19 protein-coding genes and 2 pseudogenes are annotated in these 22,142 nt (G+C 66.4%); 7 read left to right on the plus strand and 14 right to left on the minus strand.

The features are described from left to right. The first annotated feature begins 90 nt into the window (after nucleotides 1-90). Nucleotides 91-660 carry a cysteine dioxygenase gene (locus tag ADK36_RS34605; RefSeq protein ID WP_053200277.1) on the plus strand — a complete coding sequence of 190 codons (570 nt, stop codon included), beginning with the start codon at nucleotides 91-93 and terminating at the stop codon, nucleotides 658-660. A 53-nt stretch (nucleotides 661-713) separates the two neighbouring features. Further along, nucleotides 714-1,145, plus strand: coding sequence for a rhodanese-like domain-containing protein (locus ADK36_RS34610; protein WP_053200416.1), 432 nt, complete (start codon nucleotides 714-716; stop codon nucleotides 1,143-1,145). A gap of 120 nt (nucleotides 1,146-1,265) precedes the next feature. On the opposite strand, the gene recX is transcribed toward ADK36_RS34610, so the two are convergent. The 5 genes from recX to ADK36_RS34635 all read right to left on the minus strand — a co-directional run bounded on the left by recX (nucleotide 1,266) and on the right by ADK36_RS34635 (nucleotide 6,640). After that, nucleotides 1,266-2,174: a recombination regulator RecX gene (gene recX, locus ADK36_RS47020; protein WP_078942862.1), complete on the minus strand. Its 909-nt coding sequence runs from the start codon at nucleotides 2,172-2,174 to the stop codon at nucleotides 1,266-1,268. A 3-nt stretch (nucleotides 2,175-2,177) separates the two neighbouring features. Next, nucleotides 2,178-3,302 carry a recombinase RecA gene (recA, locus tag ADK36_RS34620; protein WP_048580323.1) on the minus strand — a complete coding sequence of 375 codons (1,125 nt, stop codon included), beginning with the start codon at nucleotides 3,300-3,302 and terminating at the stop codon, nucleotides 2,178-2,180. Nucleotides 3,303-3,778: 476 nt separating this feature from the next. Continuing rightward, the gene (locus ADK36_RS34625) at nucleotides 3,779-5,068 is read right to left on the minus strand and encodes an AI-2E family transporter (protein ID WP_078942878.1); all 1,290 of its coding nucleotides are present in this window, start codon (nucleotides 5,066-5,068) and stop codon (nucleotides 3,779-3,781) included. Between the two features lie 60 nt (nucleotides 5,069-5,128). Beyond that, nucleotides 5,129-5,323, minus strand: a complete 195-nt coding sequence (locus ADK36_RS34630; protein WP_048580324.1) for a DUF3046 domain-containing protein — start codon at nucleotides 5,321-5,323, stop codon at nucleotides 5,129-5,131. A gap of 63 nt (nucleotides 5,324-5,386) precedes the next feature. Beyond that, on the minus strand, nucleotides 5,387-6,640 hold the full coding sequence (locus ADK36_RS34635; protein ID WP_078942863.1) for a tyrosine-type recombinase/integrase: 1,254 nt from the start codon (nucleotides 6,638-6,640) through the stop codon (nucleotides 5,387-5,389). Between the two features lie 271 nt (nucleotides 6,641-6,911). Here ADK36_RS34635 and ADK36_RS47025 point away from each other — a divergent pair, with 271 nt between their 5' ends. Continuing rightward, nucleotides 6,912-7,196 (plus strand): helix-turn-helix transcriptional regulator, encoded by a 285-nt coding sequence (locus ADK36_RS47025; RefSeq protein WP_199830306.1) that lies wholly within the window; start codon nucleotides 6,912-6,914, stop codon nucleotides 7,194-7,196. Between the two features lie 1,239 nt (nucleotides 7,197-8,435). Then, nucleotides 8,436-8,684, plus strand: coding sequence for a hypothetical protein (locus ADK36_RS49155; protein ID WP_159391228.1), 249 nt, complete (start codon nucleotides 8,436-8,438; stop codon nucleotides 8,682-8,684). A gap of 13 nt (nucleotides 8,685-8,697) precedes the next feature. Here ADK36_RS49155 and ADK36_RS34640 read toward each other — a convergent pair whose 3' ends face one another. The 3 genes from ADK36_RS34640 to ADK36_RS34650 all read right to left on the minus strand — a co-directional run bounded on the left by ADK36_RS34640 (nucleotide 8,698) and on the right by ADK36_RS34650 (nucleotide 13,049). Further along, nucleotides 8,698-9,312, minus strand: coding sequence for a hypothetical protein (locus ADK36_RS34640; RefSeq protein WP_053200280.1), 615 nt, complete (start codon nucleotides 9,310-9,312; stop codon nucleotides 8,698-8,700). A gap of 244 nt (nucleotides 9,313-9,556) precedes the next feature. Beyond that, on the minus strand, nucleotides 9,557-12,322 hold the full coding sequence (locus ADK36_RS34645; RefSeq protein WP_053200282.1) for a P-loop NTPase fold protein: 2,766 nt from the start codon (nucleotides 12,320-12,322) through the stop codon (nucleotides 9,557-9,559). Nucleotides 12,323-12,632: 310 nt separating this feature from the next. Beyond that, a complete protein-coding gene (locus ADK36_RS34650; RefSeq protein WP_053200284.1) occupies nucleotides 12,633-13,049 on the minus strand; it encodes an ATP-binding protein in 417 nt (138 codons plus the stop codon). Nucleotides 13,050-13,559: 510 nt separating this feature from the next. Between ADK36_RS34650 and ADK36_RS50645 the strand changes: the two are divergent. Next, nucleotides 13,560-13,694, plus strand: a pseudogene (locus ADK36_RS50645) (MerR family transcriptional regulator); the annotation flags it as partial. A 72-nt stretch (nucleotides 13,695-13,766) separates the two neighbouring features. On the opposite strand, the gene ADK36_RS34655 reads toward ADK36_RS50645, so the two are convergent. From ADK36_RS34655 to ADK36_RS47040, 6 genes and pseudogenes are all read right to left on the minus strand, one after another. After that, complete coding sequence (locus ADK36_RS34655; protein WP_053200422.1) at nucleotides 13,767-14,603, minus strand: RNA polymerase sigma factor SigF; 837 nt, start codon at nucleotides 14,601-14,603, stop codon at nucleotides 13,767-13,769. Nucleotides 14,604-15,463: 860 nt separating this feature from the next. Beyond that, nucleotides 15,464-16,927: an MFS transporter gene (locus ADK36_RS34660; RefSeq protein WP_234329980.1), complete on the minus strand. Its 1,464-nt coding sequence runs from the start codon at nucleotides 16,925-16,927 to the stop codon at nucleotides 15,464-15,466. Nucleotides 16,928-17,171: 244 nt separating this feature from the next. Then, nucleotides 17,172-17,459, minus strand: coding sequence for a transposase family protein (locus tag ADK36_RS51075; RefSeq protein ID WP_053200288.1), 288 nt, complete (start codon nucleotides 17,457-17,459; stop codon nucleotides 17,172-17,174). 55 nt (nucleotides 17,460-17,514) lie between these two features. Then, nucleotides 17,515-17,799, minus strand: a pseudogene (locus tag ADK36_RS51320) (transposase family protein); the annotation flags it as partial. Nucleotides 17,800-18,077: 278 nt separating this feature from the next. After that, nucleotides 18,078-18,392: a hypothetical protein gene (locus ADK36_RS49700; protein WP_234329981.1), complete on the minus strand. Its 315-nt coding sequence runs from the start codon at nucleotides 18,390-18,392 to the stop codon at nucleotides 18,078-18,080. A gap of 782 nt (nucleotides 18,393-19,174) precedes the next feature. Further along, nucleotides 19,175-19,708: an RNA polymerase sigma factor gene (locus tag ADK36_RS47040; protein WP_159391230.1), complete on the minus strand. Its 534-nt coding sequence runs from the start codon at nucleotides 19,706-19,708 to the stop codon at nucleotides 19,175-19,177. 773 nt (nucleotides 19,709-20,481) lie between these two features. On the opposite strand from ADK36_RS47040, the gene ADK36_RS50650 reads away from it, so the two are divergent. After that, entirely contained in the window at nucleotides 20,482-20,610 is a 129-nt protein-coding gene (locus tag ADK36_RS50650) for a hypothetical protein (protein ID WP_425315494.1), read from the plus strand. A gap of 170 nt (nucleotides 20,611-20,780) precedes the next feature. Next, the gene (locus ADK36_RS34685) at nucleotides 20,781-22,046 is read left to right on the plus strand and encodes a hypothetical protein (RefSeq protein ID WP_053200294.1); all 1,266 of its coding nucleotides are present in this window, start codon (nucleotides 20,781-20,783) and stop codon (nucleotides 22,044-22,046) included. Nucleotides 22,047-22,142 lie beyond the last annotated feature (96 nt).

A 22,142-nucleotide genomic window follows, 5' to 3' on the forward strand; every position in this document is an offset into this window, starting at 1 on the left:
TTTCTTCCCGCGCGCGCCGCTCCCGGCCTCCTGATTCCTGTCGCCGGTGCCGTCGCGCGCACAAAGCGAACTCTCTTCAGGACGGTGTCCGTGTCTGTCTCTCCTGCCGCCGTTGCCGCTTCCAACCCGGTTGCTACGCCTCCCGCGCCGAATCCCACGGCGACCTCCACCCCTACGCAGGCGGACCTTCTCGACTTCGTACGGCGTACGGCCGCCGACGTCGACCTGATCGCCTCGCTCCCGCTCGACCCCGAGGGCCGTACCTGGGTACGGCTCGAAGGCCCCGGCGGCAGCGAGGCCTGGCTGATCGGCTGGCCGCCCGGGACGGGCACCGGCTGGCACGACCACGCCGACTCGGTCGGGGCCTTCGTCACTGCGGCCGGTGAACTCAAGGAGAACGCGCTCGCCGTCCGGCTGCCCGCCGACGGCTGGAAGACGTTGGAACTGACGGACGGCGTGGACCGGGAACGGCGGTTGCCGGCCGGAAAGGGCCGCTCCTTCGGCCGTCACCATGTGCACGAGGTCCTCAACGAGTCCTCCCACCAGCATGCGATCTCCGTTCACGCCTACTACCCGCCACTGCCGCGGATCCGCCGATTCAGCCGCAGCGGGCCGATCCTGCGCCTGGAGCAGGTGGAGCGCCCGGAGGACTGGCAGTGAGCAGCGTGAGTGAGCGGCCGGTCGGCGGCGGTGAGCCGAAGGCGCGGGCGGGCGTGGACGTGGGCAACGTGGATGAACAGCCGGTCGGCATCGACGAGTTGCTGGAGCGGGTGCGCGCGGGCTACACGCGGATCGAGCCGCAGGAGGCGTACGAGGCCGCCCGGTCCGGCGAGGCTCTGCTGGTCGACATCCGGTATGCGGCCCTGCGCGAGCGGGACGGTCTGATTCCGGGTGCCCTGGTGGTCGAGCGCAACGAACTGGAGTGGCGGCTCGATCCACAGGGCAGCCATCGCGCCCCCGAGGCAACGAGTCACGACCTGCGGGTCGTGGTGATCTGCAACGAGGGGTACGCGTCGAGCCTGGCGGCCGAGTCGCTACGGCGACTGGGACTGCACCGGGCCACCGACCTGGTCGGGGGATTTCAGGCATGGCGGACAGAGGGACTTCCGGTGGCGTCGGGGCCAGCCCCCAACAACGCCGCCTGATCAATACCCGGCCCCGAACGCGATGGGCGCCCCCGCGCGTCCACCGTGTCCGGGGCCGGAGTCCCACAGTCACCGGCCTTCGCCCATTTCCAGGCCGTCTACGGTTCCGCGGCCGTCGGGTCAGTACCCCTCGTCCTCAAGGAACGCCGTGTCCTCACCCTCTTCCTCCAGTGCCTGCCGGACCACCCGCAGGGCCATGCCCTCGGGGTAGCCCTTGCGGGCGAGCATGCCCGCGAGGCGGCGCAGGCGTTTGTCGCGGTCGAGGCCGCGTGTGGAGCGCAGCTTGCGGTCGACGAGTTCGCGTGCGGTCGTCTCTTCCTGCTCGGAGTCGAGCTGGGAGACAGCCGCGTCGATCAGTGTGGAGTCGACGCCCTTGGTCCGCAGTTCCCGGGCGAGCGCGCGTCGGGCAAGCCCCCGGCCATGGTGCCGGGACTCCACCCAGGCGTCCGCGAACGCGCTGTCGTTGATAAGGCCGACCTCCTCGAACCGCGACAGCACCTCCTCGGCGGCATCGTCCGGGATCTCCCGCTTGCGCAGGGCGTCCGCCAGTTGCTTCCGCGTGCGCGGGGTCCCGGTGAGCAGGCGCAGACAGATCGCCCTCGCCTGCTCCACCGGGTCCCCTGGGGACGCCCCCTTCTCGGCCCTCGACGAGGCAGGGACGCCTCCGTCCTCACCGGACGGCTCTGTGCGACCGCGCCGACGACGCCCGCGTGAGCCGTCCGAGCCCCGGGCCTCGCCACGACCGCGGCGCGAGCCGCCGCCGGGCGCACCGGAGCCGTGCACCGACCCGCCTTCTGCCCACGCTTCGCCGTCTGCCGCGCCATGGCCCGACTCATCGCCGTACCCGCCGAAGGATTTGCTCCTGCCGTACGGCGCCGTGCCGTCGTTCCCCCGGTCCGCGTCATGGGCCGCGTCTCCGGCATGGGCGTAACTGCCCATCCCGGAGGAGCCCTCGTCGCCGCTTCGTCCCCGCCTACGCGGAGCGTCCGGGTAAGCGGCGTACTCGGCCCAGTCCGTTCGCCGTGTCAAGGGTCAGCTCTTGGCAGTCGCAGCCTTGGTCTTGGCTGCCTTGGCCGCCGGAGCGGGCACCGTCTTCGTGGCGTCGTCCGGAGTGGCGGAGACCGCGGCGTCCGCGCCCGGCTCGGCAGCCGGCTCCACCGGCCGCACGCCGACGCCCAGCTTCTCCTTGATCTTCTTCTCGATCTCGTTGGCCAGGTCGGGGTTGTCCTTCAGGAAGTTGCGCGCGTTCTCCTTGCCCTGGCCGAGCTGGTCGCCCTCGTACGTGTACCAGGCGCCGGCCTTGCGGACGAAGCCGTGCTCCACGCCCATGTCGATCAGGCCGCCCTCGCGGCTGATGCCGTGGCCGTAGAGGATGTCGAACTCGGCCTGCTTGAACGGCGGCGCGACCTTGTTCTTGACCACCTTGCAGCGGGTGCGGTTGCCGACCGCGTCGGTGCCGTCCTTCAGAGTCTCGATGCGACGGATGTCGATGCGGACCGAGGCGTAGAACTTCAGCGCCCGGCCACCGGTCGTGGTCTCCGGGGAGCCGAACATCACGCCGATCTTCTCGCGGAGCTGGTTGATGAAGATCGCGGTGGTCTTGGACTGGTTGAGCGCACTGGTGATCTTCCGCAGGGCCTGGCTCATCAGACGGGCCTGCAGACCGACGTGGCTGTCGCCCATCTCGCCCTCGATCTCCGCACGCGGGACGAGCGCGGCGACGGAGTCGATGACGATGAGGTCGAGGGCGCCGGAGCGGACCAGCATGTCCACGATCTCCAGGGCCTGCTCGCCGTTGTCCGGCTGGGAGAGGATCAGGTTGTCGATGTCGACGCCGAGCTTCTGCGCGTACTCGGGGTCGAGGGCGTGCTCCGCGTCCACGAAGGCCACCTGTCCGCCGGCCTTCTGAGCGTTGGCCACCGCGTGCAGGGTCAGCGTGGTCTTACCGGAGGATTCCGGTCCGTAGATCTCGACGACACGGCCGCGCGGCAGACCGCCCACGCCGAGGGCCACGTCGAGCGCGGTCGACCCGGTCGGGATGACCTCGATGGGCTCCTTCGACCGCTCGCCCATGCGCATGACCGCGCCCTTGCCGAATTGCCGTTCAATCTGTGCGAGTGCGGCATCCAGGGCCTTCTCGCGGTCGGTTCCTGCCATGGGTTCCACCCGGTTTGCTTGAGTCGATCGCTTCACGTCAAAGACGCTAACGCCTGCCACTGACAATGCGCCCCGACGCCCGTCCGGCCTGTGGATAACTCGGGGACTTCTCCATCGAAACCGTGGCGAAATGCCCGCCGAGCGCCTCGCCGGCGCCTCCATAAGAATGGATGTTCGATTTTTGTGTCAAGCACACCACGCGTCACCTACGAGACTACGTTCGCGGCCTGAGGCGCCCCGGATTCCCGGGGCAGCCACCCCGGGCAGACCGCCCGCGCCGACGCCGGCCCTCGGTTTCGCCGCCGTTTGCACCGGCCGCTCCCGGCCGGACCGCACACTCCCCAGGCAGGCCGCACACTCCCAGCAGGACCGCACACTCCCAGGGCAGACCAGCGCGCCCAGGGCAGGCCGGCACTCCAGGTCAGGCCGGCACTCCCAGGAGGTCCAGCACTCGCCCAGGAGATACGCACGCTCTCTCAGCCGGAGTCCTCCGTGGAACTCTCCCCGGAGTTCCCCGCCTCCGACCGCGGCTCAGCCACTCCCTGCCTCCGCGGGGCCCACAGCGCACGCGCGCGAGCGACCATGCCCCACCCCGTTCCCCGTCGCCGGTGCCCGTGGACCCGGGGGTCGTCAGTGACGTCGTAACGCTTCACGTACGCCCCCAGGAACGCCTGGAGCGTGGCGATCGCCGGGATGGCGATCAGGGCGCCCACCGCGCCGAGGAGGGCGGTACCCGCGACGACGGAACCGAAGGCGACCGCGGGGTGGATGTCGACGGTCTTCGAGGTCAGCTTGGGCTGTAGGACATAGTTCTCGAACTGCTGGTAGACCACGACGAAGATCAGCACCCACAGCGCGTACCAGGGATCGACCGTGAACGCGATCAGCATGGGCAGGGCGCCCGCGAGATACGTGCCGATGGTGGGGATGAACTGCGAGACCAGGCCGACCCACACGGCGAGCACGGGCGCGTAGGGCACGTCCAGGCTCTCCAGCAGGATGTAGTGGGCTATGCCGGAGATGAGCGCCATCAGGCCGCGCGAGTACAGGTAGCCGCCGGTCTTGTTGACGGCGATCTCCCACGCGCGCAGTACCTCCGCCTGCTTGGAGGGCGGCAGCACGGAGCACAGCGCGCGGCGCAGTCGCGGTCCGTCCGCGGCGAAGTAGAACGAGAACAGGGTGATCGTCAGCAGCTGGAAGAGACCGCCGAGGACCTGGGCGGACACGTCCAGGACACCGGTGGCGCTGTTCTGCACGTAGTTGCGCAGCCAGTCGGAACGGAGCAGGCCCTCCTGGACGTCCACTCGGCGCAGCTCGGTGTGGAAGTGGGCGTTGATCCAGTTGATGACGGAGTCGAGGTAGTTCGGGAAGTCCTCGACGATCTTGATGATCTGGCCCGCGAGCATGGACCCCAGCAGCGTCACGAACCCGGCGGACACGGCGATCACTGCGAGGAAGACGATGCCGGTGGCCAGGCCCCGGCGCATGCCGCGCGAGGCCATCCAGCTCACCGCCGGCTCGATGGCCAGCGCCAGGAAGAACGCGATGAGGACGTTGATCAGCAGCCCGGTGAGCTGGTGAAAGGCCCAACTGCCCAGCTGGAACGCGCCGACGAGCGCCAGCGCGAGCACCATGGCGCGCGGGAGCCAACGAGGCATGCGGGCGTCCGGCCCGGCGGCGCCCTCGCCCGGCGGCGGGGTGGGCGGCGTCGTGCCGAACGGCGATCCGTGCCGGGCGGGCTGCCCGGTCTCGTCAGTGCGTGCCACGGAGCAAGTGTCGCCCACGCCACCGACAACCGGCTGCCGTCCTGCGATCTTCGTGACCGGTCAGCGCTTCTCTCCCGGAACGTTCATGACGGCGCAGACCACACGCCACACGTCCTTGGCCTCCCAGCCGGAGTTCAGCGCCTCGTGCACCGTGCGCCCGCCGAGCTCCGCCATCACATGGTCGCGCGCGAAGGTGTCGGCGTATCCCGAACCGAAATGGTCCGCCATCCGCTTCCAGAAGACCGTCAACCGCATGCGTTCCGCTCCAAGCCCACCTTGACCTGCATGTTTCCCACCCCTCACGCCCCCGCATGACCGTCAGGGGGTTTCCAGGGAGTTCGCCTCCCCACTGAACCAAGCATCCATGGCGGCGCGACCTCGCCTGCCTGCGTCGGGCATGAAGTGCGTGTATGTACGCAGAGTAAAGCCAGGATCGGCGTGCCCGAGCCAGCGAGCGAGGGAGACGACCGACTCACCGGCTTCGAGCTGAACGCTGGCGTAGGTGTGGCGCAGGGCATGGAAGCCGAGCTCGCGTGACGGCTCCCACTTGCTCCCGTCGGAATTGGGGTCCACTTTGCCGATGAGTCCCGCGGAGGCGAGCGCGGGCTTCCAGAGGCGCCTGTTCCATGTGTCGCGGTTCCATGCACGCCGCTGCCGGGTGGCCAGGAAAAGTGGGTAAGTGCGCGGAGCCCAGTCGACGCGCTGCCGATCGTTCTTAGGTTCGTGGGGGCTCTCCCACGGGAGTTCCACCGCAACCGGCTGCCAGCGCTTCGCGTGCTGCTTGATAGCGGTCAGGACGCCGGGTGCCACATCGACTTCCCGCGTCTTGCCGCCCTTGGGGAGCGCAAAGAAGAGGTGGCCTTCGATCATGCAGACCTGCCGCCGGACATGCACAACCCCGTTCTCCATGTCGAGGTCCTCCGGGGACAGCCCGAATGCCTCGCCCTGGCGCAGGCCGAGCCCCACCCCCAAGTCAACTGCGAGACGGTATTGCTCGGGGAGTCCAGCACGTACCCGCATCGCCTGCTCGCGCGACCATGCCCGCGCCTTCTGCGCAGGCTTGGCCGGTGGCCGGGCGGTGCGACTCCCCTTCATCGGATGCTTCACCAGCCTGCCGTCCTCGACGGCGGCCTGGAGGATCGTGGAGAGATGTCCCCAGGTTGTGCGGATCGTCCCAGGCGAGAGGGTCTCCTCCAGCTGGGCAACCCATTCCCGGAGGGCTGGCGCAGTGATGGCGTTCAGGGGCAGCGGCCCGAGCGTCGGGAGAACGTGTCCCCATATTCGTCGCCGCGCCGCATCTCGGGTGGTGGCGGCGTACCGCTGGTGCGGCCACCATTGTTCCTCCACATACGAGCGCAGCAGGATCGTTCCTTCACGCGGATCGACGAACTCCTGCCGCGTCATGTCGGTCTGAGCATGGGCGAGCCACTGCTTGGCGTCGGTGAGCTTGGTGAAACTGCGGGCACGGACACCGGGGATGCCGGCGACCTTATAGCGCTTGCCCTTGCCGTAGAGCTTGGTCTTCTTCCTGGTTCGCTTGCTGACCCAGCGGTCTTCTATATGTCCTGGCACGTACTCGACACTTCCTAACAGGCTAGACCGACATTGACTTCATGTGACTTCAGCCACATCAACCACTGGCGAGTAAGGATGCAGCGGGACATATCCGGGGCCGAGAGGGATAGAAAGCAACTGCAGCTCCACCGACCCGTGGTGACCAGGCCTCCTCACCCGGAGATTCTGCCACGCGTACACCGACACAGCCCACTATGTTGTTTTCGAAGGCAGTCACTTCAACGAGCTCCTTCAAATGGATATGAAGACACCTCTGGAGGGCCTTGGAATGAGCGACTCGACGCCTGCGATGGAACACACGACAATGTGGCAATTGTTGGCACCTCCGCAGCTCGCCGAGCTGCTCGCAGTGTCGGACAAGACACTGCGCAACTGGCGGAATGATGGCAAAGGCCCGACTTACATCAAGCTCGACGGCGGGGCCGTCCGCTATCCGATGCGAGACGTGTACGCCTGGCTCGATGAGCAGCGCAATGCCTCTGTCCGCTCACATGCACACCGCGCTCATGAAATGCGCCCGATGGAGCCGAAGAGATTTCTTGATGCCGCCTGATCCACCCACTCCATTCCTCACACGAAAGGAGTTATGATGAATGCTGTGACCATACAAATGCCACTGATGCATAATGTCGCCCACCAAGGCACGAGGGGTCTTGAGGGCCTGAGTTCGTAGCGCCGCCCGTCGCACAGAAGGGCCCAGAGGGCGCGGTGACGGGTGAGAGCGAGAAAGACCTGGATATGACGCCTGCTCACAGCGCGTTTACATTCGTAGAACCGTCGTGATTCCTTGCAGGACCGGATGCTGAACGGTGCAAGGTCTTGAAGACGCATTGGAGGCGGCGCTTGCATCACCAGCGATGCACCAGGTTGCCGCTGAACTTCCCGAAGTCACGAGACACCGGCGCCACACCGCCAAGCCGACGCGGCGGTCAGGGATATCAAAGACGGCCTTTCCGCCGCCGGTGGCAGCCAGGAACGCCGCGCCGAAGATGGCTCCCAGGTCGGACACTCCGCCCCCTCAAAGACGCCACCCGTGGTGACCTCTCCGGCATCCGTCGAGCGCATATGTGCAGTTCAGAGACGTTCCGAACACCCACTAGGGCGACGACGGTATTGAACTCAGGAGCAGCGGATTCGCCCTGTTTGCCCCCTATTCCCGAATCGGCACCGTTCATGAGACGTTCCGCTGGTCACAGGAGTGCTAAGTGGAGCGGGTGGGACTCGAACTCATCCAGGTGACGCTTCTCACCCGCAGCTTTCTCGGCGAAGCCGACTTATCGACCCGTTTCCATCCCGCTGCGCCCCGCTCGATCCTCCTCTGGTGGATGTGGTGCAGCGTTCGCTGCACCACATCCACTGCTGGCCAAGCCGAGTGGGCAGCCCCGACACGGTCTACGGCTCACCTCCGCCAGGACGGAGGGGACGCTCCTACTTCAGCGGGCATGGAACCGCACGGCCCAATCACCCCGCTACCGACACGGAGCAGATATTCATCACTATCAGTAACGACGGTGACCTGCCAGCTCCCGCAAGCAGACGTGCGCGGGGCCTAGGGAACGAGCCCGGGAGGCGAGGCCAAACGGCCCTCGCTCCCAAGCTACGCAGGCTTTGCCGTCCCCTCGGCTGGCGCGGCCCGCTCAGCGAGCGTCGGGCGGGCCGTCCCCCGGTGACGGCGGACCTGCCGGTGAAGCGCAAAGCACGTACACACGTCCAGGGCCACGGCTTTGCCAAGGCTGCACGAGGGTGACGGCCTGTCGACGGCCCGTGACAGGCAGCCTTGAGGTGGCATGGCATGTCCGCGCAGATCGAGGGCAAGCGGGCAATTACCAGAGCTTGGTCACGCGGGTCGGTGGTGGAACGTGGAGGTGCCGCTATGGGCGCAAAGGTATTGGAACGGTTTCCTGCGGGGTCTCCGCGCGGATCCTGGCCGGCGGAGGAGTACGCTGCGGCGCGCCGCGCCGAGGGTAAGCCCGCGACGGTCGTGATGGACCTGAAGTCGGACGCGTTCCTCGTGGTGATCCGGGCCCGCAACGAGGACTGACCGGGACGCCCCTTCAATTCTGTGCGGTTGCGCGGACATCCCTGAACGGAGTCCCCCATGGCCTCAGCATCTGTGTCCACATCGTGTGGCTTACGTTAGCGAGAGTGTCGGGCGACAGTCGGCAGCGGCCACCGCCCCTTTCAGTCTGGAACGACGTGCTGTCGAGGCTGATCCAGGACGCGCGGACGCTGCCACCGCCCTGGACGCGCAGCCGCACCAGGCCCTTGGGGTCGATGTCGAGCTGGAGACTGCGGCGTGGCGCGTCAGAGGCAACATCGACCGTGCGCGGTGCTTCCGGCCAGTACCCCTCGGGAAGCAGCGCGACCAGCTGCTTGTCGACGGCCCGGCCGCTCGCCCGTCCGATCCGGCCGCAGAACTCGGTCGTGCCCCAGGGGGTGGCCCGGAATTGCGGCGGCTGCTCCTCGTCCGGGACGGTCATGTCGTCGGTCAGCGGAAGGTCGCGCCACTCCGGATACGGCGCGCGGCAGGCGCGTTCAAGCGTGACGACGCGCTTCTCCAGCTTGGCGCCGATGTCGGGTCGGGCCAGCGCCGACCGCTCCAACTCCTCGACGTCGATCGCCGGTAGGAAGACCGCGGCAGCCGGGCCCGGGGCGGGTTTGTCGGCCACGGAGACGCGGGCCAGACCCTCGAAGACGGATTCGGCGTAGGCCCCCGAGTACAGGACAACCTGCGGCGGCTCCCTTCCCGGTGGGTGAGGGCGTAACCGCTCAAGGCTCCCGGGTCCACCCGCTGTCCGTCGATCTCGATCGCGGCCTTCGCGCCGCGGGGGTGATCCGCACGCTGTGCAGGTTCTCGTCGCTGTCGTGATCCATTCAGCCGACGCTAAGGCCGCTGTCGGACAACCGTCTCCGTCACGGCATTGAGGACCGCGGGTGACGAGGACAGCCTGTGCTCCGAGGAGGAGGCAGCGGCACGGCGGTCGCCGCAACCATGTGGTCCCGCGTCAGGTCCCATGCGAGCCGGATCCCGTCGATCAGGGATCGCGCGCTGTATGGGGACACGGCCAGTTCGAGTCGTGCCTCAGCCAGCAGTTCCGGGTCTCCGTCCGGCCCACAGGCTGCTGCCTGGGTTCGCCGCCTGTTGAACCCTTCACGCCCGAAGATGCCCAGCAAGGTGTACGAGAAGTAGGCGTAAGCAGCGGCTTCGTCTATGAGGACCCGGGCCTCGCCAGGGATACTTGAGGCGTCGGGCTGGGTGTGGGCCCTGGCGGTGTAGATGGCGAAGTACTCCAGTGCCTGCAGGAGCTGTTCCTCTCGATGAGGACACGGGCAGGCCGTTCGCAAGTGGCCCACCAGGCTCCGGAAGGATCCGAGGATCAGGCTGTTCTCCGATGACCATTGCTGTTTGGCCAGCAACGTACGGAAGCCCGCAAGCGTCTCGGAAAGTTCCTCCACGATCATGACCCTGGAGATGTCGGTGAGTTCAAGGTGGGCCGTGGCCTGCTGTATCTCCATGAGCCGTCGTCCATAGCGGATCAGGTCACGCGGAAGGCCGCCGGACAGAGAGTGAGCGAGAAAGATATACGGGTCGGAGATGCCGGGGGCGCGCTTCTTCAGAATGGCTCCTGACTCCGCCAGGACACAGGGTTGGACGTGCACCACGTCGTCCAAAGAGCTGTCCGTGGCATCCCGGTGCGGCAGACCTCGTCGTACGAATGCCGCTCCGACGTCTTCTGCGACGGAGATCAGGTAATGCACGTGTGGAACACCGAGGATGGCCTTGACCTCGCGAAGGAACGCGAGTGCCTGCTCGTCACTGCCAAGGCGGTCCACTTCGTCAATCGCGATGACGACGCGCTCTCCACGGTGGTGAAGGTAGTCCGCGATCCGAGTGAGGAGCTCACGGAAGTCTCCGACCAGTTCGGGATAGTTCGGCGGAATGGTCGACAGCGAGGTCGTGTGCGATGTCCCCAGGCTCAAGAACTGCGCAGCGCCGGTGTTCACCGCGGCGGAGGAGCTCTGCACGGTCTGCAGCCGGTAGAGGTGATTGCGGCATTCCGTAACCAGCTTCGGTTCCGGCCGCATGATCGACCAGGAGCGGTACCTGAGCTTGCCCAGCATGATGCCAAGCAGCCAGATGGAGACGCGTATCAGGTTCTGGGAATCTGTGACCAGGACCCTGCCCGGTGCTGCAGAAAGCAGGATTGCGAGTGCCGTCAAGGGGATCAGCCTGACGGGCGCACCGAAAACGTGCCTTCTGCGAAGGACCCACCGCCCTACTCTCAGAGGGCCTTTCCAGTTCGCCCCGAACTGATACAGGCAGAACATCCAGACCATAGCCAGCACCATGATCCACCCGCCGGCATCCTCCTGGGAGACGAGGAGGCCTGCTTGATACCTGATGTCGGGGTCGAAGGCGAGGGACGCGATCGGTCCCCATTGCAATGCGATGACCAGCAGGCCGAACAGCACGCGTCGCGTCTTGCGCATGACGCGTGTGGTGACCGCGGACTGCCGGAGCATCCAGAGCAGGATTCCTGAACCGACCAGCGCGAGCGCCGGTCCCGTTGCTCTTCCGTCCCAGATGTCCATGACGTGAACGCGAACGTCATTTGTCAGTTCGGCGATCTGCTGCTGGACATCACTGCCATGCTCAGCCTGCAAGGTCCGAATGGAAGCGAACAGCCCAAGGCCGATGAGTCCAGCAGCAGGTAGTGCATAACTGAGCCAGTGGGTCAGGCGTCTGAGCAGCATCACCGCCCGGCGCAGAATTCGGTGCCCGTGCGGAAGGCGCAGGAACTCGGGGACGTCGTATCCCTCTCTACTGATGTACTCCTCGCAGACCTTCACGAAGAGTGACGTCAGGAAGTCGTGCGGAGCGTATGTGGCCGGCGCGTGCGCGAAGACGCAGAAGTCATCGTCTCCTGCGCAGTTCTCCAAGAGAGTTGTCTTCCCGGAACCGCGTGAGCCGCTGACCGCTATGGTCCCGCCGTCGATCTGCTCGATCTTGCGCTTGAGCTGTTGAGTCGCCGAGTTTTTCACCAGATGCTCCGGGCCGCCCCGTGTGCGGAGCCCGTCGTAGCTGTCCGGCAGCAGCAACGAGTCATGGTCCTCACCCAGCAGTTCCTCAATCACCCGTACCATGACCGGGCCTGTTCCTTCGCTCGTGAGCTGACTCGCCCATAGCCGACCGAAGACCCAGACGACAGGCCACATCACCAGGAACTGAAGGCCGTGGAAGGACATTCGTGCCCAACGCCGAAGCTGGCCACGGGAACTTGAGTCACGGAGCGCCAGGACGAGTGTTCCTACACACCACACGAGCAGGAGCAGAAGTGTGTACAGAAAAGGCGCGCCCCCGAACCACAAGATCAGGGTGAGGAGGGCCGCGCCATAGAACGAGAAAGTACGCCAATCCCATTCCCAGTCATCCAAGAGATCAAAGAATCGCTCTCCCCCATGCACCATCTTGTCGTAGACGACTCGGTACGCGTAATACGCGTCTCGGCATGACCGCAGGGCGGCATTGACGTTGTTCGTCCTGTTCATTGCGTCGAGGACGGCAGAGAGCGTCACTTCGGGGCGCGCCTCAAGGCGCCGCAGTATCCGCGGTTCGGCAAGACATGCGTGGATGGATTCCCGGTAGATCTCCGCTTCTTCCGGAGTGTCCCACGACATCCGCCTACTACTCCCCCGCAACCAAGCCCGGGCCCTCCCGAGCAACACAGCTTTCGCCCATCTCACCACGCGAGTTGTTCCGTCCCACAGCTCAATTCAGGACTCAGTGACGAAATGAGCGGCCCGCCAGGTTCGATCGGTCAGGTCGCTGGTGGGGATGGGAGCAGCTCTAGGGGGGTGTCTTTCCGATCATCCGATCGTTGGACTGGCATGAGGGATGTGGAGATATCTGACGCCACGTGGGCGGTGATCGAGCCGTTGCTGCCGCCGGTGAGCCGCGCCCGGGGCAGGTGACCAACTGCAGGGCACGTCACCGCGGGAGGCGGACGCGGACCGTCTTGCCCCTCCCGGGGCCAGGGGTGATGGTCACCTTGCTGGTGAGGCGGCGAACCATGGGCCATCCGAACCCGCCGGCGCCACCGTTGAGGTCCGGGGCACGTTCCCGCGGGGGTGCGGAGTTGAGGTCACTAACGGCGACGTTCACCGCATCGGCGGTGGCCACGAGTTCGAGGATGTATCGGCCGCCGCCGTGACGCAGGGCGTTGGTGGCGAGCTCGGAGACCACGAGTGCAAGGGTCTCGGCCGTTCCGGGGGCCGGAGCCGGGTACAGGCTATCGGCGAAGGCGCGGGCGACATCACGCGTGCGAGCGATACCGGCGGGGCTGTCGCCCTCAACCACCACGGGAGCCCATGGGCGGTCCGTGCGGGTCGGCTCCGTGTCCGTCATTCGCCACCACCCCGCCCTGGGTCGGTTCTGCCGCCAGGCTCAGCATGTGCCCACAGGGCATGGATTCAACCCGCGTGACACTCTTCTGGGTGTACTTCCAATAGGAATCCACAGATCAGCCCTGAAGAAAATCTGTGACGGCAACAGTAGACATGACTCGTCGCAGGGTTACGCTCTTTCCGTTGTACCCAGGAAGTCGATGAGGGCACGGCAGAGATGAACTGCCGCGCATGCAGGTCAGCAGGACGTGGCCCCCCTGGTCGCGAGCAGTCGAGCAGTACCCGCGTTATCCCAGCAGTACGGCCGAGTAACTGAAGGTAAAGGAGCAGACGCCATCAGGATCGCCCGGGCGAGGAAGAAGTCCGCCCGGGTACCGCAGGCCCCGGATTGGAAGGTGGTCCCCGGTCACGCATCCGCGATCCCTGCAGCCCCGCCCTCCCAGGCGGAACCTGCGGACACAGAAGGCCGGCGCAGTTTGCCGGTAGATCGTGTTGAAAGCTCGGGGCCCGGGTGCCGTACGGCACCCGGGCCCCCCGACGTGTCCCCCGAAAGAAGAGGTCTATGCCCCCTGCCAGTTCCCGTCCCGTCGACAATCTCGACGATGACGACTACCCCGCCTACACCATGGGCCGGGCCGCCGAGATGGGTCCACTTAGTGACGACGGCGCCCTGTTCGGCATGGCAAACAGCCGTTGGCGGATCCCCACTTTCGTCACCTCAGCCCGTAGCAAGCATGCTCGACCGCAGGCGGGCCAGGAGCCGAGTAATCAAACGGGAGACGTGCATTTGGGAGACGCTGAGGCGTCGGCCGATCTCCGCCTGGGTGAGCTCTTCGACGAACCGCAGGTGGAGGATGACGCGATCACGCTCGGAGAGATCGGCGAGGAGAGGCGCGAGCGCATGGAAGTCCTCGACGAGTTCGAGGGCGGGGTCCTCCTCCCCGATGAACTCCGTGAGCGTCGCATCGTGCTCGTCCGACTCGCTGCTGATGGCTGCGTCGAGCGATGCGGAGGTGTAGCCGTTGGATGCGATCCGCGCCTCGATGACCTCCTCCTCGGTGAGGTTCATCAGAGCCGCCAGCTCGGACACCTTGGGGGCACGCCCGAGCCGTGTGCCGAGTTCCTCTGTGGCCTTGGCGAGTTCGATGCGCGCCTCTTGGAGACGGCGAGGCACATGCACAGCCCAAGAGGTGTCGCGGAAGAACCGCTTGATCTCACCGACGATGTACGGCACCGCGAAGCTGGTGAACTGCACTTCGCGGGAGATCTCGAACCGGTCGATGGCCTTGATCAGCCCGATGGTGCCGACCTGGACGATGTCCTCCATGTCCTGACCACTGCCGCGGAACCGGCCTGCGGCGAAGCGCACCAGGGACATGTTCATCTCAATGAGGGTGTTACGCGCGTGCTGGTGTTCCTGGGTGCCCTCTTCAAGCACCGCGAGCTGATCGAAGAACAGCTGCGACAGCTCGCGAGCATCCTTGGGTGCGATCTTCTGCGGTTCGGCGATCTGCGGCAGCTCGACTCCGGCATCCGTCGCGTCGTCGGTGCGCATCGTCGTGGTCACAGGTCCTCCCACCGTCCCGGCCTCTCCTGTCCCCCGACAGGCCGCCTATAGGGCGCAGTTACCCGGCCCCGAAGGGTTCATGCCCTTGACGACTCCAACGCAGCCGCCGTCGCTCCACCACGCCTACGGGCCCACCCGCTGGCTCCCAAGTGGATGGTCGAGCCGCGTGGTGACCGCGGCACCGCTGGAGGCCGAAGTCAACGTCGCCCGTACCGAGTTGGCCGACATGCTGGACGAGAGGGTGCGTGAAAACGTCACCGAGTACGCGAGGCCACTGGACCGCCCCAGTTCGGGCCCGTCGATGGTGGGACCACGAGTGCCGTTCTGCCTCCGGCCCCTGGCCAGCGCACCCTGGGGACAATCAACAACGCACAGCCCTGGAACGCAGGCTACTCGCGCTGCTCGGCTCTGCCGAATAGTCCCACCGCTGGGGCCCGGCGTGCCGCGCACGGTTGCAGCCGAGACGGCCTGTTGCCGGGCCATGACGTGGCCTCCGTGTCGGCGCGCAGTATGTAGGCAATTTCCTTGAGGGCTACCGAAGGGCATGCCCGGTCCAGACCGTACTGTCCAGACCAAGTGGCACGCTCGGTCACACAATGAGCCTCCGCCAACTTGAAGTCGCAGGTCAAAGGGCTGGTGTGACGGTCTTCCGAGGGGCTCGCGCTGGTCGTGGACGGGAGACTGTGAAGTAGATCGTCTGCCAAAACTGTGTCGCATTCCCTTTCCGCTGATCACCGCGCCATGACGGGTCTGGGGGCGGTGTTGCCGTCAGGAAACGAGGCGGCAGTACGGAAGCGGTGGTTGGTACCGGGGAAGCGTGGTGGACTCGGTGTGGGGCTTCGTCGGCCTTACCCTGGGACGCCGTCGTTGACCTCGTCGCGGGCCGCGGCCGCCGCGTTCTTCCGCTGGCTGGAGTTCCTGGTGCTGCGGAGGCCGAAGGCGGAGACCGCCGCTCCCAGTAGCACCATGACCACCGGGACTACGAGGGCGGTGCGGTAGGCGTCCAGCACCGCGTCCGGTGAGCCATCGGTGCCGGCCGCGGCGATCCCGTACACCGCGGTCACCGCGGAGATCCCGACCGCTGAGCCGAACTGGGTGAACGTGTATAGCAGCCCGCCGGCCAGGCCCTGCTCCTCCTTGGCCACGCTGTCGGTCGCCGCGATGGTGAGCGGACCGTAGGCGAGGGCGAAGGCGGTGCCCGCGATGATCAGGCTCGGGAGCATCGACGCGTACGACCAGTCCATCCCGACCGGGAGGAAGAGCCCGTAGGCCACGATCGCCAGCAGGAAGCCTCCGAAGATCACCCGGCTGCTGCCGTAGCGGTTCACCAGGCGCGGGGTGAGGGTGGGCGCCAGCACGGCGTCGCAGCCCATGACGATCAGCGCGATCGCGGCCTGCAGGGAGGACCAGCCGCGCAGCTCCTGCAGGTAGAGCGTGACGATGAACTGGAAGCCGAAGAACGCGCCCAGAAAGAGCAGTGCGCCGAGGTCGGCCCGCACCATCGCGGCCTTGCGGAAGATCCCCAGCCGGACGAGCGGTGCCTTGGCGCGCCGCTCGATCACGATGAACGCCGCCACCAGCACCAACCCGGCAACGAGCGCGCCGAGGGTCAGCCCGAGCCCTTCGCCGCGGTGCTCGAGCCGAACGATGCCGTAGGCGAGCAGCAGCATCGCGGCGGCGGCGCTGGCCGCGCCGACCAGGTCATAGCCGCGCTGTGCGGGCTCGGGGCGGGCCTCGGCCGGCAGCAGCCTGAGCGCCGCGAGCAGGATGGCCCCGGCCAAGAACACCGGGGCGAAGAACACCCAGCGCCAGCCCAGTTCGGTCAGCAACCCGCCGATGACAAGGCCCAGCGAGAAGCCGCCGGCGCCGACGCCGGCGAAGACGAGCAGAGCCTTGTCGCGCTGCGGCCCCTCCGGATACGAGGTCGTGATGATCGACATGGCGGCGGGGGTCATGAAGGCCGCCGCCACGCCGGTGACGAACCGGGCCACGATCAGCATCCAACCGTCGGTCGCGAAGCCGCCCAGCATGGAGAAGACCAGGAAGACGCCCAGCCAGGTGAGGAACATCCGCCGCCTGCCCAGCAGATCGGCGGCGCGGCCGCCGAGCAGGGTGAAACCGGCGTAGCCGAGGACGTAGCCACTCATCACCCACGCCGCGGTGCCGGTGGTCAGGCCAAGGTCGGCGCGGATGGTGGGGACGGCAACGGCCAGCATGGCCACGTCGCTGCCCTCGAGGAAGATTGTGCCGCACAGGACGAGCAACAGGGCCCAGGATCGTCCGCTGTTGCGGGCCGTCGGGATGATGGACACGGATCCGCTCTTCACCTGTTGAGTCGCTTGGTCATTTCCGGTTCATCGGCGACGGACGCTGTCCGTCGCGGAACCTGCACGAGCCCAGCCCCGTCGCCCGTGCCCGCACGTTGAACCATCCATCCCGGAGCCTCCACGGTCGCCATGGCCGCGACCGTACCGAGCAACAAGCAACGGAGGCCACACCTTTTGTCTGTACCCGGAGGTGCGCGTGGGTGGTCAGTGCAGAGGTCAAAGAACAAGCTCAGCGGTTGACTTCGAGGTTCGTCAGGACGAGCAGGGCGCGCAGGAGGTGGGTGGCGCGGACGGGGTTCGCGCGGAGCTTGGTGAGGGTCCGCCAGTTCTTGAGGTGGGCGAAGCCATGCTCAACCGGTACGCGTCCGGTGGCGAGGACGCGGTTGACGACCCTTTGACCGGTGGTGAGTTTGTGGGCGCGGGTCGCTGTGAAGCCGGTAACGATCACAGGGTCGCGTACGTCGTTGTCCAGGCCACGGAAGCCGAGGTCCGCGAGGGCCCCCGAGGCCGGCGGCACGCAGGTGAGTCAGGACGTGGTCGTGGCGGGCGGCGGTGATGTCGTGGGTGCGGCCGGGCCGGGCGGCGGATATCCAGATCAGGCGGCCTCTCTCGTCGGTCAGGGCGAGGAAGTGCAGGCCATGGCGGCGATGTTTGCCGGAGTAGTTCCGGCGGTCGGCTCTTCCGGTGCGGCGCTGAGTAGGGATGAGCGTGCCGTCGATCAGGACCACCTCACCGCCCTGTTTGGCGACCTTCCTCAGGGCGCGATCCAGGCGAGGGGCCTGTGCGGCGAGCAGCCCGATCAGCTCGTCGCGCCAGCGGCGGACGGTGGACTCGGAGACGTTGTTGCCGCCAGCCATGTCGGCTAAGCGCTGGTCGTGGCGCAGCACGGCCAGGACGATCACCGCGATCTTCCCGGGCGGCAGGATCCGCCACCGGGACCGTATCGCCTTCAGGTGACGGCGCAGCACGTCGGCGAGGTGGTTGACGGTGCTCGTGGACAGTGACAGACGGCATTGGTAGACAAGCGGGTAGGTGTCCTCGGCGCGTGCTTCGGTTCTCGTCACACAGTTTCAACGGCCGCCGGGGCCACCCCGGTTACGCCCGTGCCGCACCGCTGCAGGTGGCGGCGCCCAGGTCACAGTCGGGTGGTGAACCGGCCGTCGGGAAGCTTGCGCAGCCAGCCGCGATCAACGAGTCTGACCAGCTTCCCGCGCAGCGGTTCCAGCTTGGCCCGCACGCTGACGTCCACGCCCACCACTTCACCGACCTGCCGGGCCATGACCGGTCCGGCGGCCTGCCGCACGGCGGCGAGGATGCGCTGGTAGTCCGACGGGAGCGTGCTCTCCTCCACGTCCGGCGCGCGATGCGGGATCAGCGTGACCGCCCGACCACCCACCTGGCCGGGTACCGGCGCGGCAGAAGCGCGCTCGTCGGCGAGCTGCTCGCTCAAGGACGCGTTCGGCGACGGCGAGTTCGTCGCGCTCGGCCCTTACTTCCGCCAGCTCCTTGGCCAGCCGCTCTTCGAGTTCATCGAGTTCCGCGCGCCGCGCGGTGATCCGTTCCAGCAACTCGGGATCCATGCACCGGATCGTAGAAGGCCTTGTCTGGCAACCCTCGACCGACAACGGCACGTCCTGCTGGCCAGTCCCCGCATCCCGGCCGGGGGGAGATCCCACTCCGGGCCGAACACGAACGCTCGATGCGGATCTTCAAAGCGATCGGCAAGGCAGCCGTAAGGCCGGATGACATGGCCCTCAGCCAAGACCAGCGGGACCAGGCCGAGCGACAGATTCGCGCGGCCGTCGACCGGCTGCTGGCCGGGCAGATCCCAGCCGGCGGGCCTGCGACGTCAAGACCCTCGCCCGGAGGGCAGGATCTCCCGCGCGTCCCTGTATCGGACCTGGGGCCACCTCAAGGACGATTTCGAGCAGCGCAGGGCTGTGGGCCGCGGGCGAACAGCCCGACCCGCGCGAAGCGCAGCTCACCCGGCCGCGGGAACAGAATCAGAGGCTCACCAACAAACTCGCCCGCACCCACACCGAGTTCAAGCAGTTCAAGGAACGTCACCAGCTGGCCCTGTCCGCCCTGACCGCCAAGGACGACGAGGTCCAGAGGCTCCGCCGCGAACTGAGTACGTTCAGCCGTAGTTGTCCAGCTCCCGTTCCAGATCACGGCAGGGGGACGACGCCTTGGCGTCATCCCCCTGCCCCGGCGCGGAGCTGCCGGACCGTGCTACTGCTCGGAGCGCCGCAGATCCAACATTTCTGCCAGCGACGTCTTTGCATGTCGCAGATGAGACCTCACGGTCGCCGGGCTGAGGCCCATATGATCCGCCACTTCTCCTGCACTCAAATCCAACACATACTTCAAGATCAACACGTTACGTTGCTGGACGGGCAAGCGGTTGATACTCTCCAGCAATTCGATGGATTCCATCTTCTGTTCGAAGATTCCCGGGGCGGTGGTTTCCGACCGATCCACTGCCGGAGCGATGCGTTCCCTGTTACGCGTCCGTTGCTTCTCTTTGGAGAGTTTCCGTTGGGCAACCGAGTATGCCCAGGCTTTGTGATGCTGCACGTCAGCCCATTCAGCATGAAGGGCGATCATGGTCTCCTGGGCCACATCCTTCGCTAGCTGCGACTCAGCCCCGACAGTAACGAGAAAGGAAACGAGTTTCGGGAAAAAGCCGCGAAAGAACGCTTCGAACTCGACCCCAAGACCTTCCTGGGGCCGAGTCGAAGCCGCACTTTCCCTCTTCAGGTTCAAGACCCCGCTGAGTCGCCGCCGCCCGTAGGGGGCGAAACGTCCCCTCCGCCCGCCGAGCCGCCCCCACCTCCGAGCCACTTCTTCAAACGTTCGACGCCCTGACTGGCACCGTCGAGAGCCCGGAGGCTCCGCGCCCTCAGAAACGATCGAGTGGCACTGCTGGCGGACCACGCAAGACAGCCAGCCAGTCCGGCAAGGGAAACCACAAGCCCCCATTGCCGACAGGTTGAAAGCACCTCGGGGAGATCAACCATCGTGTCCGACAAGTAGAAGAAGACTGCCGCCGCCATGAACCACAGAGTGGAGAACGACACACCACTGCCAGAAGAGGCAGGTTTCAGATTTTCTGCTGCCAAAGGAGGCTCCTCGCCTTCACTGTCCCAAAAACTGACAGGACCCTCCGCCGCCCCCACTCGGGCATTGATTGAAAGCAGCAGAGCGCCTGGACCTTACGGTCACAGCGAGTGAACCACCGATCACGGCGGCAGGCAAGAAAGCCGGGACCGTACAAATAGTCTCGACTTAATCGAAATATTCCGAACATAGGGGTTTGCACCCCTTCGTATGCGGGACCCGCCGCCTTCAGCTCTTTGCCCGAGTGGGGACGGCGGGTCCCGGTGGGACAGGAAAGCGGCCACGCCTCTTCACCCGTCAGTATGTAGTGGCCCTCAGTAGGCCAGAACGTGCAAGAGAGTCTCAAGATTTTTTCTGATCCGTCCGTCGACGAATCCTCGCCCCGTGCAGAGCAACCCATCACTCCCACCAACCACCCCATGCATGCCTGGGCCCTGCACGCCTACCTGCGCTTACGCAACGCCTACCCCCGCCACCGCCACCGTGACGTTCTGGCCGCGCATCGCAAGGAACGCGCCCGCATCCGAGGTGAGAAGGGCATCCGCTGAGGCGGACGCCCTCTCAAAACCGCAGCTCGCTCCGGTTGGAGAACCGATGCATCACAGCACCCTTGAGTTGTGGGACAGGACCCCTGACCGGGAGGGGTCACGCTGGCCCCGTGCGACGGTTCACTCACAGACGGATTGCCGATGATGTGCATGGAAAAGGGGGTCACCAGATGGCGGTGTCCAGGCTGCTGACCGACTCCACCACAAGGGCCAGGCTGGGCCCTGAGCTTCTGGCCGAGCTTCGCGCCAACCTCTGGGCGGTGGACTGTCAGACGTGCGGTCGCGGGTTCGGGAGATGGGAGAGGCCGGCGCTGACCGTGCAGGCGACGGCCGACACAGCGGACGCATCGCTGCATCATCGCGGCTGCCGGTCACCGCAATGGCTCGAATCTCCGACCAGCGACAGACGCGTCTTCACCGACTTCCCGCATGCCACGTGGCGGGCGAAGCTCGTCCTACTGACGGGCAGCACGCTGGTGTTCCTGGTCAACCCGTCCTACGAGGTCGCGCAGCTGCGAAGAGACAGTGGGCGTTGGCGCCTGGCCACGCTGGACCGGTTCGCCGCCTACGGGATGGGTACCGACCTGTTCGACGGGGTGATCGCTCAGCCGTCGCTGTCGGTCGTGGTTGACGAGGACCGGATGTCCGTTCACATCACTGACAAGGGGGCGGTCGTTCACAGTTGGCACGTCTCGCCGCTTTCGCCAGGCATTCGGGAAGCGGTGGATGCAAAGGAGTGGCTCACGGTCGGTTTGACCACGTCGCTGGATCTGCACCGGCGCATGCCGAGAAATCCGATGGCGAAGCTGATCAAGGCACGGCGGATGCGGCTCGGCGCGGCGAGGACCGTCTACACCCAGCAGGCGCAGCTGCTGAGCGAAACGGACTTCGGGAAGACGCGGCTCAAGCTGCTCGGCGTGAGCTGTGAAGTGATCTGGAGACAGCTGGGGATCAAGGTCGACGACGACCTGCTGATCGCCGCACTGGCGTGCAGCGCCGGAAACAGCGAGATGATCACGCGACTCCGTGACCGCGACAAGCTGGTATCGGCGCTGCTGGTCATCATGCTCTATGCGGCCGCATCACGGACGGCGTCCGAACAGCCAGCGCACGGCGGTGGGGTTCACGTTATGGCCGCCGATGCGGCCGGAGTGGCCCAATGGTTCGATATAGCCACGGCCACGGCCGAACTCACCGGCCAGACTGTGATCAGGCTGGCCGCCGAGCCAACAGTCGAGCAGCGCAGGACGGAGTACCTGGCCGACATAGTTGTCGGCACGCCCGAGCAGTTCCGTGCCGCCTACGCGTTCTACCGGGACGACGACGGGGATTGGGGCCTGCACGAAACCCGCGGCAACCTGGCCATGACCGTCCTCGAGGTACAGCATCGGGTCGGTGAGCTGATTCGCCGCTACCCCAGAGTCGCCGTCATCTAAAGCTGTGTGCGGACAGACACGCTGGGTCCCTGATCGATCAGCCTGCGCAGGCGGAGAGGCTCTACCACCGCGCTTCCAGCAATCGGATCGGACCTC

The organism is Streptomyces viridochromogenes, from assembly GCF_001270495.1.
Lineage (GTDB): Bacteria > Actinomycetota > Actinomycetes > Streptomycetales > Streptomycetaceae > Streptomyces > Streptomyces viridochromogenes_A.